The following is a 16,625-nucleotide window of genomic DNA, read 5'->3' as shown; positions in this document are numbered from 1 at the left end:
CGACGTACCTTCACAGAAGACAGACCGCATTTAGCTGAAGTTTTTCTTGCGATTATAGAATGGTTCAGCTTCGCTGAAATTTATAAATTCTATAATCTGAAGAAAAACGTCGATCGACGTACCTTCACAGAAGACAGACCGCATTTAGCTGAAGTTTTTCTTGCGATTATAGAATGGTTCAGCTTCGCTGAAATTTATAAATTCTATAATCTTAAGAAAAACGTCGATCGACGTACCTTCACAGAAGACAGACCGCATCTAAAGGAAGTTTTTCTTGCAATATCAGGAAGCAATAGCTCTGGAATCTATACTTGATATTATAAAAAAAATACCGCCAGCAACTTTGACGGTATTTTGATCATATTCACGCTAATTTTTACTTTTTCAGCCGGGGAAAGCCCCGTCGTCCTCCCCGCGGAGCGATTCCTGATACTTTCGGATGCGCGCCTCCCTGTCCCTTCGCTGGTTTCGGAGCAGCTCGCGCTGATTCATCAGGACGACGCTGAGAACGGCCAGCACGGCGCTGAATCCGGCGATGACCACGAAATCGATGTATCCTCGCGAGGCCATATATATAAGCATCAGGCCAAAGGCCGCAATGATAAAAATACCAATCGCCGCCGCCCATTTCTGCATCCGGCATCATCCTCCCTCTTGGCCCGAGAGCTCCAGCTCCCGAGCCCTTGGCTGTCGTTTGGCGCTTCTTTTGGAGCCTATGAGGCCGCCTAGCCTGACACGTACTTCCCATTTCAGCTGCAGATCTTCCCCAGCGCACCTCCCGGCAGCGGAAAGCTCCAAACCTGCACCGCTAATCCCTCTGCCGCTTACAGGTGACATCCCCCAGTCACCTTTGCGCCAGCATCCGATTATGCTGTACTACGTACTATGGAATTACAAGGAGAGAAACTTGATGAATTCAGACCGCTCCCCCTTTGTCTCATCCAGGCTCAAATCGGGGCTGTACGCCCTGAATAAGCTCGCATCGGCCGGCTTGACACTGCTCCTGCTGGTGCTGCTCTCCGGCATGCTTCCCCTTCAGGATCAGCTTCCCACGGCCACGGACACCGATCTGCCCATTCCCTTGTCCTACTGGGTCTACGGCTATGCGATGACCGCCTCTATCCTGGCGGATTTTACGCTGTACACGCTGCCTCCCCTGTCCAGGGACAAACAAATCTCGATCTACGCGGCGGCCGGATTTCTGTGCTTCTATGCGCTGTATGTACATGACGCCGCTGGAACGGACCATATCGCCTCCACGGTGGCGGGCATGTGTACGGTGCTGCTGTTTTACGCCGGGAAAAAGCTGTTTGTGCGCGATTCGCTCATTACGCTAATTTTCGCCCTGCTCATCCCCCTGCTATGCTGGGGATTTCTGTAGCTGCCGCTTTGGCGGCTTCGGCCGGCTACAGCGCTTCGATGATATCGCCCGCCACCAGCGATGCCGGATGGGCACGGCGCGACGCCGCGGCTTCGCCGGCCAACCCGTGCAGGTACACGCCGAAAGTGGCGGCCTGCGGGCCGCTTGCGCCTTGGGCCAGCAGCCCGGCGATGATGCCGGTCAGCACGTCGCCGGCGCCTCCGGTCGCCATGCCCGGGCTGCCGGTCGCGTTCACGAACGCATCGCCGTCCGGCGTGGCGATGACCGTCCGCGCGCCTTTGAGCACCAGCGTCACCCGGTGCGCCTTGGCGTATTCGGACGCCAGGCGGATCCGGTCGCGCTGCACCTCGGCGGTGGACAAGCCGGCCAGCCGGGCCATTTCTCCGGGATGCGGCGTCAGCACCGTGTCCGCCCGACGCGGCTTCCACGCGTCCAGGTCGTCGCTGGCGGCCAGCATGTTCAGCGCGTCGGCGTCGACGACCAGCGGGCATGCCGCCTCTTCCCAGAGCGTGCGCAGCCACCGGACATCGCCCTCAAAGCGCCCCAGCCCGGGGCCGACGGCGAGTACGTCGCGCCCGGCCAGCAGCTCGAGCACGCGGGCGGCGGAGGCCTCATGCCACTCGGCAGCGGTGGCCGAGGCGAGCATGACCTCCGGCGCGGCGCCCGCCATATGCGGCAGCAGCGGACCCGGCAGCGCCCAGGTGACGAGGCCGCTGCCCGCACGCAGGGCCGCCCGCGAGCAGAGCAGGCCCGCGCCGCTCATCGGCAGGCTGCCCGCCGTCACAAGCACGTGGCCGTACGTGCCTTTATGGCCGTCCGGCGAGCGGCGGCGCGCCGTATCGACCCCAAGCCGCTTGCGCAGCACCTCCTCCGTCAGCAGGAACGTGCTGACGTTCTGCTGCGCGCACAGCAGCGCGGGGATGCCGATGGCGCGCACCACGATCTCCCCGGCGGCTTCCGCGCCGGGGAACTGCGACATGCCTCGCTTCAGGAACGCGAGGCCTACGGTCCGCCGTGCACGGATGCAGGGATCGTGCACGGCCCCCGTGTCGGCGTCCAGCCCGCTCGGGATGTCCGCCGACACGATGTCCCTGCCGCTGCCGTTCGCCGCGGCAATCAGCTCGGCGTAGGCGCCGCGCGGCGCGCCGCGGCTGCCGGTGCCGAGCAGGGCATCCACGATGCCCGTGCAGGCGGTAAAGTCCACGTCGTCCCGGCCGTGGACGAGCACGGGGATGCCCAACGCGCGGGCCGCGTCCCGCTGCAGGGCCGCCTCGCCGGTAAGGCTGCCGGGTTCAGCGGCGTATACGATCGTGACGCGGACGCCCGCTTCGCGCAAGTACCGCGCCGCTACTAGGCCGTCCCCGCCGTTGTTGCCCTTGCCGGCCAGGACGAGCCAATGTTCGCGCTCCGGTTCTTCCAGCCAGAGCGCGGCGTCTCCTTGCACCGCCGGGACAATACCGCCCGGGCTTTCACTCTTGGACCCGGCGCCCTGCCGGCTGCCGCCGCTTGCATTGCGGCGCTCCCGGCACCACCGGATCACCTCCTCCGCGATGGCTCTGCCAGCGTTCTCCATCAACGCCACCGCCGGGATGCCTACCTCCTCGATCGTTCGGCGGTCCAGCTCTCTCATTTCGTCGGATGTCACGATATACATCTGCCGTCTCCTCCTTATATGAAACAACCCCACAGGCGTGTGGGGTTGTCTTCGATGTCATCCAGCTGTTTTTAAAGGTACCCTCGTATTGTTCAATTCCAAGGCAGTTAGCGACCGGGTACTTAAACTAGAGGCAGCCCGCCCAACCGTCGGTACCTCATCGCTAGCCTAATAAGCCACTGTGAAACGAGTGCGGACGAAATACGGATCCTCCATTTCGTCGATCAGGGCCGCGGCCAGATCTTCGATCGAGATCCGGCTGCTGCCCAGCTCATCGGTGATGAGCATGTCCATGCCGATCCGGAAGTTGCCGGTGCGCCCTCCGGTTTCCAGCACCGCTGCCGGGCTGAGGTAGCTGTAATCCAGGTCGGAGAGTCTGTAAATATCGTACGCATCCGCATGCGCCCTGGCCAGCGGCACCAGCTCCTGCGGAAATTCCGGCGTATCCATCAGCAGCGTGTCCGGTCCGGTCTTCAGGCTGCCCGCCCCGCCGACGACGAGCAGCCGCTTCACGCCGGCACGCTGTACGCCCTCGATGAGCGAGCGCGCGGCTTCCAGCAGCTCCTGCTCCTCGCCGAACGTCGGACCGTACGCGCTGATGACCGCGTCCTGCCCTTCGCATACGCTCGCCACCGAAGCAGGGTCCAGAATGTTTCCGGTCACCACGTTCAGCCGTTCGTGCTCCTCGTTCAGCCTCGAGGGATCCCGCACGACGGCCGTGACCCCGTGTCCGCGTTTCAGCGCCTCATGAACGATGGCTTTTCCGACCTGTCCGCTGGCTCCAAATATCGTGATATGCATTGCATTGATCGTTTCCATAGGTTATTGTCTCCTTCGCTGTTATGCCTGTTATTATTCTACATGACCTGTCTTCCGCATGCTATCCTTCCGCTTTTTGGAGCCGCCCGCTCCCGGCCTGCCCTTCCCGGTTATGCTGCAAAATGTATAATCCTTTCCCTTCCTCCCATTCGACATAGGCGAGCTTACCGGGATCGCTGAAGCCTTTCTCCTTCAGCATGGCCGCCAGCCATTTCCGGTCTTTGCCGATCTGCTGCAATTTATCGTCGTTATAGTCCCCATCCTCCAGCAGATTATAGGTCAGGCAGGATGGATCCGAATCCAAATCCAGATCCTGTTTTTGGACCGCTTCAAAATCCGCGTTCTTCAGAACGCTGAGCGAGCCGTTCGTTTCAAAAATGGCATAAGCAACCTCACGCAGGGAAAAAATATCCTTTTGACGCAGCATCATGCGCAGTTGCTCGAAATCCAGCCGGTTCTTTTTCATTTCCCGCATATCCACTTTCCCGTTGTGTATTAATATGGAAGGCGTACCCTCCAAAGGCCCCCGGGTTCGGCGTGCATACTGGGTGACTTTTTCAAATAAATACGATAGGATGAACCAAACCGCCAGTCCGAACAGGAGCTGGCCATAGTGAACGTCCTTTTGGTATACCGTATTCCCCACCAGCTCGCTCAGCATAAGCGAAGAGACGAAGTCGAAGGGGGTCAGCTGGGAAATTTCCTTTTTCCCGAGAACCCGGGTCATCAGCCACAAGCCGATGAACCCTGTAATTAATTTTATGGTGATCAAGCCGTAATCCATAGCCTCCGCCTCCAGTGTCTCATCATTTGCTCAATACTTACCCAATTCAGGGCGGGAGTGAAAATCCCGATTGGCTTTGGCGGGCGGAATGGGTAATGTTACCTGAGGAGCAGTACTTTAGGGACGGTGGATGGTTGATAGTTGCAAAAAACATTTGTAGCGTGGAGAGGAGCTGTTGTCACATGATTGGTGAATTTATCCTCCGGCTGGCCGTGGCCGGCCTGCTTGGAGCCGTGATCGGTTTGGAGCGTGAGCTGAGGGCCAAGGAGGCGGGGCTGCGCACCCACTTTCTCGTTGCGGTAGGAAGCGCATTAATTATGCTGGTCTCCAAATACGGTTTCTTCGACATTATGGACCATGACCACGTGGCCCTCGACCCGAGCCGGGTCGCCGCCCAAGCCGTCAGCGGCATCGGATTTTTGGGTGCAGGAATGATCATTATCGAGCGGAAAAGCGTGCGCGGCCTGACGACCGCGGCCGGCGTGTGGGCTACATCCGGCATCGGCCTGACCATCGGCTCGGGCATGTATGCCGCCGGGATCAGCGCCACAATTCTCGTCATGATCGGCCTGGAGCTGTTGAGTATTTTCAAAACCGGCAAAGCGCTCAGCATTTCGTTTGAGCTGGACAGCAAAGAGTCGGTGAAGCCGATTCTGGAGCATCTGTCGGCGAGGAAGATTGCGGTGACCTCGTACCAGCTCGAACAGGACCCGGGCGAAAGCAGCCTGTATCACTTGAACATCAAGGCCAGGGCCAAGCATAACGGGACGCTGCAGGATCTGCTGCGGGAGATGGATGAGCTGCCTCATATATTATCCGCAAACCTCGATTAGCGCAGGTTTAACCTGTTGAAATCCCGTAACGGTTATGCAATAGTAAGAAAAACGGCTATTGATGCATTTTCAAAGGAGACAGACCACAATTAGCGGAAGTTTTTCTTGCGATCATTGAATTTTGTTTAGCTTCGCCTTAAGTTTGAAATTCCATGATCTAAAGAAAAACGGCTATTGATGCATTTTCAAAGGAGACAGACCACATTTAGTGGAAGTTTTTCTTGCGATCATTGTTGCATACGGCCTGGCTCTAAATACTGAAATTCCCTGATCTTGATAAAATAATAATGAAGGGAGGTGGCGTTATTGTCCCTTGCTTTTCAGGCCGGCCTTGACCGGCTTACCGGAACGGAATCGAATTTGATCGTAGCAGGGCTCGCGGTCATCGTCTTCCTCTGGCTGTACATCCGCACATCCCGTTCCCTGCGGGCGGAGGCCGCCGCCCGGCTGGAGCTGCTGCAGCGCTCACTCGCCCTGTACAGCCGGGCGCATGGCGTCCTGGGCGAAGAAGTGGAGGCCGCCCATGTCGGCGCCCAAGAACCGGACCAGCTTATCCAGCTGCTTCAGGAATGCAAAGCAGCCCCGCTGATGACTCCGGAGCTGCTGGACATGATCGATGCTTACATACGTGAACGGGATTTCTCCCGGATGCTGATGCTGCAGAAAATGCTGGACCGGGAAATCCACCGGCGGATTCATGAACAATCGGTGCTGATCCGCAAAATAGACAATCCCGGATGGGGCTCCAGCTTCTGGAGAATGATCCGCCCGGCGGTTCCTTTCGCCGCCCTGGTCCTCACCCTGTATTGGTTCATCCAGCTGTATAACGGCTTTCAGGACAGCGGCGCCGCCGCCCTGTCGTGGACAAGCCTGGAGCTGTGGACACGGCTCATTTCGTGCCTCGCGGCCACGCTCTTTCTGTACTGGGTCATCATGGATACCCGAAGGGATACGCCGGGCATTTTGTACCGGCTGCTCGCCCTGATCATCGCCGTGGTGGCGCTTCTGCACCTGCTCGGTTTGACCGCGGCACCTTACATACTTGCCGTCCAGGTGGTGCTGTTCCTGTTCGGCTTTAACCTAAACCCCAAGCCCACCCGCCGGAACCGGCCCTATGCCGGCCACCGCGAAGTATCCAAAGACAACGAGGAGGAAACGAAGGATCGCTGAGTCTCCAAAGCCTGCAACCTGCAGACCTTCCCCTCGTTTCGCTTGAGGATTAGGGTTGACGTTCCGTACGTGACTATGCCATACGAAAAACGTCTATCGACGTACCTTCAAAGAAGACAGACCGCGTTTAGCTGAAGTTTTTCTTGCGAGATCAGGAAGCAGAGGCTCCGAAACTTATACTTTCTGATCTCTAAAAAAATAACCCCGCTGTCCTGCCCCTTCCACGATGGAAGGTAAGGCATTCAGCGGGGTTATTCATATCCGTTCGTCATACTGACGGGGGACAATCGAGGCTAGCGCAGCCCGGACTCCCTTCCGGTCCTCCGCTCGGCTCTGGCCGCCGCCTTTACGGAACTGCCCGGCGTGTTCTCGTACCGTTTGCGTTCCGTCCGCTCCATCTGCACGATTTGTCCCTCATGCACAACGATGTGAAGCGAACCGAATTCCATATCGTTCAGCTGACTCGCAATACGTTCCTTCCATACTTCATCAATGATAAGAGGTTTTGCCACAATTGACGCCTCCTTTAGTTCCTGGATTTTAAGGAATATGAGCCATTGGGGATGAATGCAAAAATAATCCTTCTTTTCCAACCAATTTAGTATGGTTTAACATTATCACGCAGGTAAAATCGCTGTCAATGAGCATTTTTCCACGACAGCCAACTTTTAATCAGGAGCGTGACCAGCGCCAGCAGCAGGAGCAGCGACGCCACCGCAAACGACGCCGAGAACTGGTATTCGTTGTACAAAATCTCCACATGCAGCGGCAGTGTATTCGTCTGTCCGCGAATGTGTCCGGAGACGACTGACACCGCCCCGAATTCCCCCATGGCGCGGGCGTTGCACAGGATCATCCCGTACAGCAGGCCCCATTTGATATTCGGCAGGGTCACCCGGGTGAATACATGCCAGCCGCGTGCTCCCAGCGTTACGGCCGCTTCCTCCTCCTGGGTGCCCTGGTCCTCCATCAGAGGGATCAGCTCCCTGGCCACAAAGGGAAAGGTCACGAACAGCGTCGCCAGGATGATGCCCGGCACGGCATAAATGATTTTGATATCGTGGTCGCTCAGCCAGGGCCCGAACCATCCGTTCGCCCCAAACACGAGCACAAAGATCAGTCCGCCGATCACGGGCGACACCGCAAAGGGCAGGTCGATCAGCGTGATCAGCGCCCCTTTGCCGCGAAACTTGAATTTAGTAATCGCCCAGGCGGCGGCGATGCCGAACACCGTGTTCAGCGGAACCGTCACCAGCGCAACGATGAGCGTCAGTTTCAGGGCGGACAGCGCGTCCGGATCGGCGAGAGCCGCGACGTACACATCCCAACCCTTCTTGAGTGCCTCGGTGATGACGATGAGCAGCGGCAGCACGATCAGCCAGAGCAGCGCCAGCCCGGCCGCCGCGATCAGCAGCCATTTCACCCAGGCCGCTTCCGTCGTGGCCGGAGAAGCCTGGGCACTCGTTTGGACGGAAGTCATGGGCACGGTACCTGCCATAGGGAAGCCCTCCTTTTCTTAGTGACACATGAGCATAGGGGATAGCCCGGCGGGGCATTACCGCACCGAGCGCCGCGTCCACCGCTGCAGCGAATTGATGACCAGCAGCAGCAGAAACGAGATCAGCAGCAGCAGGATCGCTACGGCGGCGGCGCCAGCATAATCGAACTGCTCCAGCTTCGACATGATGAGCAGCGGCGCGATCTCCGTCTTCATCGGCATATTGCCCGAAATGAACACGACCGACCCATATTCCCCAATGCCGCGCGCGAACGCCAGGGCAAAACCCGTCAAGAGCGGCGGAATCAGCTCCGGCAAAATGATGGTCCGGAACGTCCGGAAGCGCTTCGCCCCAAGTGTGGCGGCCGCCTCTTCGGCGTCCCGCTCCGCGTCCTGCAGCACGGGCTGCACGGTCCGCACAACGAACGGGATGCCGATGAACATCAGCGCAATCGTAATGCCCAGCTGCGTAAAGGCCACCTTGATGCCCAGCGGCTCCAGCAGCGAGCCGATCCAGCCGTTTTGCGAGTAGAGCGCGGTCAGTGCGACCCCCGCCACCGCGGTCGGAAGCGCAAAGGGCAGGTCGATCAGCGCGTCAAACAGCCTTTTTCCGGGAAACTCGTAACGCACCAGCACCCAGGCGATCAGCAGCCCCAGGGCCGAGTCGATCAGGGCGGCCGCCGCCGAGGTCAAAAAGCTGATCTTGTAAGAGGCCAGCACCCGCGGGTCGGTTGCCACATGCCAGAACTTCTCCCAGCTCAGCCCCGTAGAATTTAAGAGGAGCGCCGACAACGGGATCAGCACCACCAGGCTCAAGTACAGCACGCTGTATCCCAGCGTCAGCCCAAAACCCGGCAGCACCCTCCGCCGGGCCGCATTCACTTGACTCATGACCGTTCATCCTTTCCTGCCTTCGGCCTTGTGTGCGCCGATCAGCTGCCAGGCGTATAAATTTGATCGAAAATGCCTCCGTCGCTGAAATGCTTCTGCTGCGTCTCATCCCACGTTCCGAACACATCCTGCAGCGTAAACAGGCTGATGTCCTGGAATTTGTCCTTGTACTTTTCCTTGACGCTTTCCAGCGTCGGCCGGTAGAAGTTTTCCGCGGCAATCGTTTGGCCTTCCTCCGAGTACAGATACTTCAGGTAAGCTTCGGCAACCTCGCGGGTTCCGCGCTTATCCACGACTTTGTCGACGACCGCGACCGGCGGTTCGGCAAGGATGCTGACCGACGGATAGACGATGTCGAATTTGTCCGGGCCAAGCTCCTTGACCGACAGCATGGCCTCGTTCTCCCAGGCGAGCAGCACATCGCCGATGCCGCGCTCCACGAAGGTCGTCGTCGCTCCGCGGGCGCCGGTGTCGAGCACCGGTACGTGCTTGAACAGTTCCTTGACGAACTCCTGCGCTTTGGCCTCGTCGTTATTGTTTTGCTTCAAAGCGTAGCCCCAGGCCGCCAGGTAGTTCCAGCGGGCGCCTCCGGACGTCTTCGGATTCGGCGTAATGACTTCCACATCACCTTTGATCAGATCGCCCCAATCCTTGATGTTCTTCGGGTTGCCCTTTTTCACCAGGAACACGATGGTCGAGCTGTACGGTGTGCTGTTGTGCTCAAATTTGCTTTCCCAGCCCTCATTGATCAGACCTTTCTTCTGAATCGCATCGATGTCATAGCCGAGCGCCAACGTGACCACATCCGCTTCGAGTCCGTCGATGACGGAACGGCTTTGCGCCCCCGAGCCACCATGCGACTGCTTAATCGTGACCTGCTGGCCCTTTTCTTTTTCCCAATAGGCCGCAAACGCCTTGTTGTAGTTCTCGTACAGCTCCCGCGTCGGGTCGTAGGAGACGTTTAGCAGTTCAACCGGTTTGGCCGAGCTGCCCGCCTGTGCCTCCGTGCTTTTCCCTTCGGCGGTGCCCCCCGCCTCTTTGTCCGTGCTTCCGCTGCCGCTTCCATTTCCGCAGGCGGCAAGCGCGGCGGTCAGCAGCAGCGCCAGCCCTGTGCTCAATCCCCGCCTTACGATTTGTTTTCTTCCCCATACGTGTACCATATGACCCACTCCCCAGTGATAAAATGTACGGCCTGACTGATTCATCGGGAAATCTCTTGGTGTGGCCGGTGTTTCGCCAAGCAAAAAAGGACAGAGGAAAATCCGGCACAGCCTGCAGACAAAACGGTCATGAATTGACCTGTCTGCGCCTGTTCCAGAAGTTCCTCCGTCCGTACGGTGAGAACTGCAATCTGTAATTATTCCTACCTGATTAGTATGTTATATGGCTATATTGTAGTGAGCCGAAGCGTACCTGTCAAACCTTTTTTTCACAAAATCAATTTCTCTTTCTGGACCTGAACACCAGGTTTGTGACGGTGCCGACCACCAGACTGACCAGGATGGCGGATACGGCGAGACTGGCCGCAATGGCAACGAAATTGGCCGGCGGGACAATATTGACGATCCCTAGACCAAAAACGAGGACAAACACAACCGCGTAATCGATCCATCGGAACTTCCTCATCCTATCCCCCCTTTCATCGCTCCACCCTATCGGAAATGCAAGAGAGCCTACACCCAATGTATCACAACAAAAAAACCAGGGGAACCATAAAATGGAACCCTGGTTTTGGTCGTTGAGAAATCATCCTGCTATTTGCCTTTCACCCACTGTTGAATGCATACCGGCTTCGGCAGCTCCAGGGCAAAGCCGGTCGGGGTCAGCCGCCCGGTGGCGGAGTCGATTTTGTACGACAGCATATTGCCCGTGTTCTGGTTGGCCGCCAGCAGGTATCCGGAAATGATCGCGAAATTGCGCGGGAACTCGCCGCCCGTGGATACCCAATCCACCGGGGTCAGCTCACCGGTCGACTCGTTGATATGGAACAGGACGATGCTGTCATCTCCCCGGTTGGACCCGTACAGGAAACGTCCGCAAGGAGAAATATGAATGTCGGCGCAGAAGCTCTTCCCGGCAAAATCCTCAGGCAGCGTCGAGACGTTCTGCAGCACTTTCAGCTCGCCGGCCTGCGTGTTGTAGGCAAACACCGTCACCGTATTATCGAGCTCGTTAATGCCGTATGCCCACTTGCCGGACGGGTGAAAATCAAAATGGCGCGGTCCCGCTCCCGGCGTCGTTTTCACTTCCCCGTGGGTCACCAGCTTGCCGTCTTCCAGACGGTAGAGTACGATTTCATCCAGCCCCAGATCGCAGACCAGCACAAACTGTCCTTCCGCGTCCTGAAAAATCGAGTGCGGATGCGGCCCTTCCTGCCGGTCATCCCGGATGCTGCGCCCGCTGTGCTTGACGATGGAGCTCATCTCCGCCAGTCCGCCGTTTTCGCCGATCCGGAACACATTGATATGCCCGCTGGAATAATTGGACACCATCGCAAACTGCCCGTCCCGGGTCAAGGAAACGTAGCAGGGGTCCGCCCCTTCCGTAGGCATCCGGTCCAGCAGATGCAGCTCGCCGGTTTCGTTGTCGATCGAATAGGCGAAGATCTCGCCGCTTCCCGTTTCGCTCACCGCATACAGCCGGTCCCCCGCCGCGTTCAGCGTCAGATACGAGGGATTGGCAATGCCGGGCAGGCCGTTCACGACGGCCATTTCTCCGGTTTCCGTGTCGAGGGAACAGAGGAAAATCCCCTTTTCCGCCTCAGGGGCGTATGTACCTGTATAGAAGAAGCTTTTATTTTCCGTATTCACCGTTCACCACTCCTTATTCACTCAAAAATAGTATCATGATCTGAATTAATTATAGAAGATTCATTTCTTTAGTTCATTCTATATATTACCCTATTTTATTCTCTGCGACTGCCTGCGGCTGATTAATGGGCGTGGACGCAGCAAAAAGGCGCTCCTGCGAGCGCCTTGATGAAATGAGATGGAACGTATAGAGCGGTGAGCGGGCCGCTTTCTCTTTATTTAACCTTTATGAATGGAGCCGTCTTCTCGCTTTAAACTGCTTGTATTGAAAATATACCGTGCAGCCGATGCAGTAACCGCACAGTGCCGCGAATGCCGCCAGAAACAGCATCGCCGCGAAAATATATCCGAGCACCGGCAGCTGCAGCGCAAAAAAGAGCAGTGACAGCGTCAGAAACAGCACGGCCAGCACATTGTTGAACCGCTGCAGTTCCAGCGCCTGAGTCGGTTTACCTTGGACACGCAGCAAAGGTTTGGCCAGGAGCACGAACGCATTTTTCCCTGTCAGCAGCCCCAGCACCTGAATGATCCACAGCGCCAGCAAAATGTACGGCTGGTTGAACACGGCGGTCAGGATCACAAACAGCACGATGCCGGTCTGGTTCGCTTTGACATAGGGTTCCGGAATTTCCTTCATCGGGTTACACCGTCCTTTTAAAGAAGAGATAGGGGTCTTTGACCTTACTATAGAATATTAATCCGATGAGTACAATAGGAATAAACTGAGATGTGGTTCACGCAATTAATCTTTTATGATCTAAAACGCTTATCGCGTCCTAAGGCAAAAGGCCCTGCCGTGGCAGAGCCCTTCTATTATCGTGTTGATTACTTGATCTCAATTTTAAAATCCTGCAGTATCAGTTCGCCGGGGTAATCCCTCAGGTCAAAAGTGAGCGGCTGGACGTACTGGCTGGCCGGGATATCAAAATAATATTCACTCCACTCACCTCTGCTGTTCCACGCCTCGTGAACTCCCCCATCCTGCGGAAGGGGATAAAAAGCCCCGTTCGCGTCCTTAAATTTGCTTTTCGGTCGTGCGACGTAAGCCATACCTTGCAATGGAGTTTTAATCGCGGTCCGGATCCGGATAAAGCTGCCTGACCGTTTGATGCTCTCAAGCTTCAGGCGGCTGTCCGGAGCTTGAACCAGCGTCTTCGTCGCGGTGTTAATCACCATCTTCTTCTCGCCTTCAAACGCCGTTTCCAGTCCTTTACCTGTTAAAATGAGCGGATCTCCGCGCTGGTATTCAGGAGCAAAATAGCCTAACTCCCAGCCCTCTCCATTCGAAGCCATCGTAACGAGATTATACGCCGTATACCCGCCCTTCCGATTGTTATACAGCATCAGCCCATACATTCGCTCTGCACGCTTGTCGTTAGACGGATCGGCCAGCAAGGTGATCTCCAGCTGCTGCACATCCTGCTTCACGGTCGACACCTTGATTTTCTGTCCGTCGAAGTCCAGCGTCCGGTTGACATCAATGACCCGCTCCAGAACGGCCAGCCGGTTGGCCTTCACCGGGATCTTCACTTCCAGCCACTGGTCTTGAGGGACCGGACCCCCTTCGTTCCGCCAGCGACCTGCCAAGTAAAACTCAGACGGCAGCGTTTCGCCTAAGGGAAGATCAAAAATGATCATGTCGTGATAGATCCCGCCCTCTTCCGTAACGCCTTTAAACTGCTGGGAGCCTGCCATGAACTGGACGGCGTTCAATGGATCATATCCCAGGGTGAACAGCCTTGGCGAATCCGGCGTAATCCGCTCCCCGGCACCACTGGAGGTATAGAACAGGACGACATGGTTCAAGTCTGTCAGCATGCCGTCCACCGTGACCTGATACCCGCCATAAGAAGCTGTCCGTTCGATAGCCTGATATTTCCCGTCGTCCAGCGCTTCCCGCAAAATTCCCCGTTCCCCGGCCAGCTGCTCAACATAATCGGGAACCTCAGCTCTGTCCATTAGCTTGGCCGCCAAGCCGCTCAACCGGGAAGGGCTGTAAGCTTGCGGAAATGCGATCCCGATCACTAGCAGCATCGCGGCCGCTATGGTTCCAACGAAAACCGCGGATCGGCGCATGACCGCCCGGCTTCGCCTGATCCGCTTGCCGCGGTTTAGGCCGGCCGCCACTGCTTCCTCCAGCAGCGGCTCCGGTATTCGCCGGCTTGCGATAGCCGCGGATTGAAAGTACTGCTCCAGCAGGCGCTCCTTTTCCTCAACCATGAAACAACTCGCCTCCCGTCTCCATTTTCCCCCGCAGCTGCTCGAGACCTTGGTGCAGCCACGTCTTCACCGTGCCCTCCGGGCGGTCCAGCACCCGGGCTATTTCGGTTAAGGTCATATCCTCATAATATTTCAACATCAACACGTGCCTGTATTTCGGTTTCATACGGTCCAAGGCGCGCTCCAGATCGATTTTGCTGTCGCTGATCATTTCGTTTGACCGGATATCCGCGTTGTCCGGAAGCGGCTGCAATCTCTTCTTGCGCTTCTGCTCATCCACGCAGCAGTTGATCAGGATCCGGATCAGCCACGGGATAAACGCTCCCGGATCCTTCAGCTTTCCGCACTTGATCCAGGCCCGGCATACCGCTTCCTGCACCGCTTCAAGCGCATCCTGCTCATGATGCAGATAGCTGTAGGCGATGCCGTACAAGCGCCTCTGCTGCCCGGACACCAGGATGTGAAAAGCCTGCTCGTCCCCGCGGCATGCTGCGGCGGCCAGCTCGGTTTGTTCCATCGTCAGACCCCCCCTTTCCCTCTCCCCTTCGCCAGCCCTGCCAGCGTCTGTATATACAAGACAAACATCTATCGTCGTACTTTCAAAGAAGACAGACCGCGATTTGAGGAAGTTTGCCATGCGAGTATAGAACTTTCAGCTCCGCTGAAAATTTATAATTCTATACTCTATAATGACTGCGGGAAGTACGGAACGGTTTTAAATGAAGTTCAATTTTTTTCGGAAAAAGAGATCATGACTCTGAAGAACGCCCCCGGGAGACCAAATAAACAAAAAAGGAACCGTCGTTAAGCAGTCCGCACCTGCTTAACGACGGTCCTTCCCTTTTTATCAATCAGCCGCTCGGTAGACCGGAACCCCCCTGTGGTTGTCCCCTTCTCCCGGCCTTCCTAAAATTACCCGATTCGCTCCTCAGCCTCCTCGGCCAGGCGGAGCAGCTGTTCCCGCACATGCACCACCTCGCCGAAAATGAGCAGCGCCGGGTTTTTGACATGCATGAGGGAAGCCAGCTTGTGGATGCTGCCCACCGTGCCGGTGATGACCCGCTCCTGCTCGCTCGTCCCCTGCTCGACGATCGCGGCCGGAGCCGAATGCGGCCGGCCGTGAGCGATCAGCTCGCGGCAGATGTCCGCCATGCCGGCGACACCCATATACACGACGAGAGTGTCGACGCCCTGGGCGAGCAGGTCCCAGCGGGGCCCCTGGTCCCGGCCGGCACAGCTCGAGCCGCTGACAAAGGCGACCGAGGCGCTCCGCCCGCGGTGGGTCAGCGGAATGCCCGCCGAGGAGGCGGCGCCGATGGCCGAGGTCACGCCCGGCACGAACTCGAACGGGATGCCGCGCGCCGCCATCTCCTGCGCCTCTTCGCCGCCGCGGCCGAAGATTAGCGGGTCGCCGCCCTTCAGCCGCACGACCTGCTTGCCCTTCATGGCGAACGCGGCGAGCTGCTCATGGATTTCCGCCTGCGGCACCGCATGCTGCCCCGGTGCCTTGCCGACGTAGACGAGCGCCGCGCCTTTCTTCGCGTACCCAAGCAGTTCCTTGTTTACCAGGCGGTCATACAAGATGACATCCGCCTCCTGGATCCGCCGGAGCGCCTTTACCGTAATGAGCTCCGGATCACCGGGACCGGCACCGACGATGGACACGATGCCCGGCTTCATCGGCTGCGCTCGGCAGACACAGCCGCCGCCTCCATGGAGCCGCGGGCTCCGGCCGATCCGATCGCGCCGGACTTGCTTTTGCCAAACCCGTGGATGGACACGTAATACGCCACGCCCGTAAACAAAGCGCCGCCAAAGAAGTTGCCTATCAGCACGGGGATTTGGTTCCACAGCCACCAATCGGCAAAGCTGACTTTGGCGCCGAGCATCATGCCGGCCGGAATGACGAACATATTGACGACGGCATGCTCGAATCCTTGGCCGAAGAAGATGAGAATCGGCAGCCACATCGCTGCGATTTTGCCCGCGGTGGACTTGGATGTAAACGCCATGACCACGCCCAGCGTCACCATCCAGTTGCACAGTATTGCCTTGATCACGACCAGCAGCAGGCCTTCGCCGCCGAGCTCCCTATAGGCCAGCGTCTTTGCTTCGCTCGTCTTGATGATCGTCTGGACAAGCGGGCTGCTCATGTCGTGCCCCATTTTGGTGATGGTCAGGCCGTACAGCACCGCATAGACCAGGCAGCCGATCACATGGCCGAGGATGACCCAGCCGTAGTTGCCGAGCATGGAGCGGAACGAGGCCTTTTTCTGCAGCACCGCCAGCGGAATCAGTGCAAAGCTCCCCGTCACCAGCTCCAGCCCGAGCAGCACGATGATCACAAAGCCTACGGGAAAAATAAGCGCACCGGCCATCGGAATATTCGTTTGGGACGAAGCGGTAAAGGCCAGCGTCGTGGCACAGGCCAGAATTGCCCCCGCGAGCATGCTGCGCACCAGCATTTGCCCCGGACTCAGCTTTGCTTTGTTCGCGCCTCCCTCAATCATGTCATTTAGAACCTCGCCTGGTTTTACGTAATCCATCGGCTGCTCCTCCTTTCTC

19 protein-coding genes are annotated in these 16,625 nt (G+C 57.6%); 4 read left to right on the top strand and 15 right to left on the bottom strand.

Translation table 11 applies throughout. From position 1 onward, the window contains the following. On the top strand, positions 1-315 hold a 315-nt coding region (locus FHS19_RS34640), incomplete at its 5' end, for a hypothetical protein (RefSeq protein ID WP_221224081.1). Between the two features lie 69 nt (positions 316-384). Here FHS19_RS34640 and FHS19_RS24240 read toward each other — a convergent pair. Continuing rightward, positions 385-636, bottom strand: a complete 252-nt coding sequence (locus FHS19_RS24240) for a hypothetical protein (RefSeq protein WP_183584353.1) — start codon at positions 634-636, stop codon at positions 385-387. 274 nt (positions 637-910) lie between these two features. On the opposite strand from FHS19_RS24240, the gene FHS19_RS24235 reads away from it, so the two are divergent. Beyond that, entirely contained in the window at positions 911-1,381 is a 471-nt protein-coding gene (locus FHS19_RS24235; RefSeq protein WP_183584352.1) for a hypothetical protein, read from the top strand. 25 nt (positions 1,382-1,406) lie between these two features. On the opposite strand, the gene FHS19_RS24230 is transcribed toward FHS19_RS24235, so the two are convergent. The 3 genes from FHS19_RS24230 to FHS19_RS24220 form a co-directional block, all read right to left on the bottom strand. Beyond that, positions 1,407-3,035 (bottom strand): NAD(P)H-hydrate dehydratase, encoded by a 1,629-nt coding sequence (locus tag FHS19_RS24230; RefSeq protein ID WP_183584351.1) that lies wholly within the window; start codon positions 3,033-3,035, stop codon positions 1,407-1,409. A gap of 168 nt (positions 3,036-3,203) precedes the next feature. Next, positions 3,204-3,836 carry an NAD(P)-dependent oxidoreductase gene (locus tag FHS19_RS24225; RefSeq protein ID WP_183584590.1) on the bottom strand — a complete coding sequence of 211 codons (633 nt, stop codon included), beginning with the start codon at positions 3,834-3,836 and terminating at the stop codon, positions 3,204-3,206. Positions 3,837-3,915: 79 nt separating this feature from the next. Next, positions 3,916-4,638 carry a DUF421 domain-containing protein gene (locus tag FHS19_RS24220; protein WP_183584350.1) on the bottom strand — a complete coding sequence of 241 codons (723 nt, stop codon included), beginning with the start codon at positions 4,636-4,638 and terminating at the stop codon, positions 3,916-3,918. A 182-nt stretch (positions 4,639-4,820) separates the two neighbouring features. On the opposite strand from FHS19_RS24220, the gene FHS19_RS24215 reads away from it, so the two are divergent. Both FHS19_RS24215 and FHS19_RS24210 read left to right on the top strand, forming a co-directional pair. Continuing rightward, entirely contained in the window at positions 4,821-5,471 is a 651-nt protein-coding gene (locus FHS19_RS24215) for an MgtC/SapB family protein (RefSeq protein WP_183584349.1), read from the top strand. Between the two features lie 306 nt (positions 5,472-5,777). Further along, on the top strand, positions 5,778-6,641 hold the full coding sequence (locus tag FHS19_RS24210; protein WP_183584348.1) for a hypothetical protein: 864 nt from the start codon (positions 5,778-5,780) through the stop codon (positions 6,639-6,641). 293 nt (positions 6,642-6,934) lie between these two features. Here the strand turns inward: FHS19_RS24210 and FHS19_RS35050 are convergent, their stop codons facing one another. The 11 genes from FHS19_RS35050 to FHS19_RS24155 all read right to left on the bottom strand — a co-directional run bounded on the left by FHS19_RS35050 (position 6,935) and on the right by FHS19_RS24155 (position 16,606). Continuing rightward, on the bottom strand, positions 6,935-7,153 hold the full coding sequence (locus FHS19_RS35050) for a YezD family protein (RefSeq protein WP_183584347.1): 219 nt from the start codon (positions 7,151-7,153) through the stop codon (positions 6,935-6,937). Between the two features lie 125 nt (positions 7,154-7,278). Next, positions 7,279-8,139 (bottom strand): sulfate ABC transporter permease subunit CysW, encoded by an 861-nt coding sequence (gene cysW, locus FHS19_RS24200; protein ID WP_183584346.1) that lies wholly within the window; start codon positions 8,137-8,139, stop codon positions 7,279-7,281. A 57-nt stretch (positions 8,140-8,196) separates the two neighbouring features. Beyond that, positions 8,197-9,030, bottom strand: coding sequence for a sulfate ABC transporter permease subunit CysT (gene cysT / locus FHS19_RS24195; protein WP_183584345.1), 834 nt, complete (start codon positions 9,028-9,030; stop codon positions 8,197-8,199). 41 nt (positions 9,031-9,071) lie between these two features. Beyond that, entirely contained in the window at positions 9,072-10,190 is a 1,119-nt protein-coding gene (locus tag FHS19_RS24190; protein ID WP_183584344.1) for a sulfate ABC transporter substrate-binding protein, read from the bottom strand. Positions 10,191-10,467: 277 nt separating this feature from the next. Continuing rightward, on the bottom strand, positions 10,468-10,656 hold the full coding sequence (locus FHS19_RS24185; RefSeq protein ID WP_183584343.1) for a hypothetical protein: 189 nt from the start codon (positions 10,654-10,656) through the stop codon (positions 10,468-10,470). A gap of 128 nt (positions 10,657-10,784) precedes the next feature. Beyond that, entirely contained in the window at positions 10,785-11,840 is a 1,056-nt protein-coding gene (locus FHS19_RS24180; RefSeq protein ID WP_183584342.1) for a lactonase family protein, read from the bottom strand. Between the two features lie 226 nt (positions 11,841-12,066). Further along, on the bottom strand, positions 12,067-12,477 hold the full coding sequence (locus tag FHS19_RS24175) for a DUF4395 domain-containing protein (protein ID WP_183584341.1): 411 nt from the start codon (positions 12,475-12,477) through the stop codon (positions 12,067-12,069). A 188-nt stretch (positions 12,478-12,665) separates the two neighbouring features. Further along, entirely contained in the window at positions 12,666-14,060 is a 1,395-nt protein-coding gene (locus tag FHS19_RS24170; RefSeq protein WP_183584340.1) for a DUF4179 domain-containing protein, read from the bottom strand. Further along, positions 14,053-14,577 carry a sigma-70 family RNA polymerase sigma factor gene (locus FHS19_RS24165; RefSeq protein WP_183584339.1) on the bottom strand — a complete coding sequence of 175 codons (525 nt, stop codon included), beginning with the start codon at positions 14,575-14,577 and terminating at the stop codon, positions 14,053-14,055. Before FHS19_RS24165 ends, FHS19_RS24170 begins: the two co-directional genes overlap by 8 nt. A gap of 395 nt (positions 14,578-14,972) precedes the next feature. Further along, positions 14,973-15,740 carry a uroporphyrinogen-III C-methyltransferase gene (cobA, locus tag FHS19_RS24160; protein WP_183584338.1) on the bottom strand — a complete coding sequence of 256 codons (768 nt, stop codon included), beginning with the start codon at positions 15,738-15,740 and terminating at the stop codon, positions 14,973-14,975. Beyond that, positions 15,737-16,606, bottom strand: coding sequence for a formate/nitrite transporter family protein (locus tag FHS19_RS24155; protein ID WP_183584337.1), 870 nt, complete (start codon positions 16,604-16,606; stop codon positions 15,737-15,739). Before FHS19_RS24155 ends, cobA begins: the two co-directional genes overlap by 4 nt. Positions 16,607-16,625 lie beyond the last annotated feature (19 nt).

Origin of the sequence: Paenibacillus rhizosphaerae, assembly GCF_014192015.1 — a bacterium.
Classification (GTDB): domain Bacteria; phylum Bacillota; class Bacilli; order Paenibacillales; family Paenibacillaceae; genus Paenibacillus_AQ; species Paenibacillus_AQ rhizosphaerae.
The sequence above is the reverse complement of the archived record's forward strand: the minus strand, read 5'-3'. Positions and strand labels throughout refer to the sequence as shown.

Excerpts from the sequence above, each read along its gene's own strand:
- FHS19_RS24240 (WP_183584353.1), bottom strand. The coding sequence starts at position 636 with ATGCAGAAATGGGCGGCGGCGATTGGTATTTTTATCATTGCGGCCTTT.
- FHS19_RS24235 (WP_183584352.1), top strand. The coding sequence starts at position 911 with ATGAATTCAGACCGCTCCCCCTTTGTCTCATCCAGGCTCAAATCGGGG.
- FHS19_RS24230 (WP_183584351.1), bottom strand. The coding sequence starts at position 3,035 with ATGTATATCGTGACATCCGACGAAATGAGAGAGCTGGACCGCCGAACG.
- FHS19_RS24225 (WP_183584590.1), bottom strand. The coding sequence starts at position 3,836 with ATGCATATCACGATATTTGGAGCCAGCGGACAGGTCGGAAAAGCCATC.
- FHS19_RS24220 (WP_183584350.1), bottom strand. The coding sequence starts at position 4,638 with ATGGATTACGGCTTGATCACCATAAAATTAATTACAGGGTTCATCGGC.
- FHS19_RS24215 (WP_183584349.1), top strand. The coding sequence starts at position 4,821 with ATGATTGGTGAATTTATCCTCCGGCTGGCCGTGGCCGGCCTGCTTGGA.
- cysW (WP_183584346.1), bottom strand. The coding sequence starts at position 8,139 with ATGGCAGGTACCGTGCCCATGACTTCCGTCCAAACGAGTGCCCAGGCT.
- cysT (WP_183584345.1), bottom strand. The coding sequence starts at position 9,030 with ATGAGTCAAGTGAATGCGGCCCGGCGGAGGGTGCTGCCGGGTTTTGGG.
- FHS19_RS24190 (WP_183584344.1), bottom strand. The coding sequence starts at position 10,190 with ATGGTACACGTATGGGGAAGAAAACAAATCGTAAGGCGGGGATTGAGC.
- FHS19_RS24185 (WP_183584343.1), bottom strand. The coding sequence starts at position 10,656 with ATGAGGAAGTTCCGATGGATCGATTACGCGGTTGTGTTTGTCCTCGTT.
- FHS19_RS24175 (WP_183584341.1), bottom strand. The coding sequence starts at position 12,477 with ATGAAGGAAATTCCGGAACCCTATGTCAAAGCGAACCAGACCGGCATC.
- FHS19_RS24170 (WP_183584340.1), bottom strand. The coding sequence starts at position 14,060 with ATGGTTGAGGAAAAGGAGCGCCTGCTGGAGCAGTACTTTCAATCCGCG.
- FHS19_RS24165 (WP_183584339.1), bottom strand. The coding sequence starts at position 14,577 with ATGGAACAAACCGAGCTGGCCGCCGCAGCATGCCGCGGGGACGAGCAG.
- cobA (WP_183584338.1), bottom strand. The coding sequence starts at position 15,740 with ATGAAGCCGGGCATCGTGTCCATCGTCGGTGCCGGTCCCGGTGATCCG.
- FHS19_RS24155 (WP_183584337.1), bottom strand. The coding sequence starts at position 16,606 with ATGGATTACGTAAAACCAGGCGAGGTTCTAAATGACATGATTGAGGGA.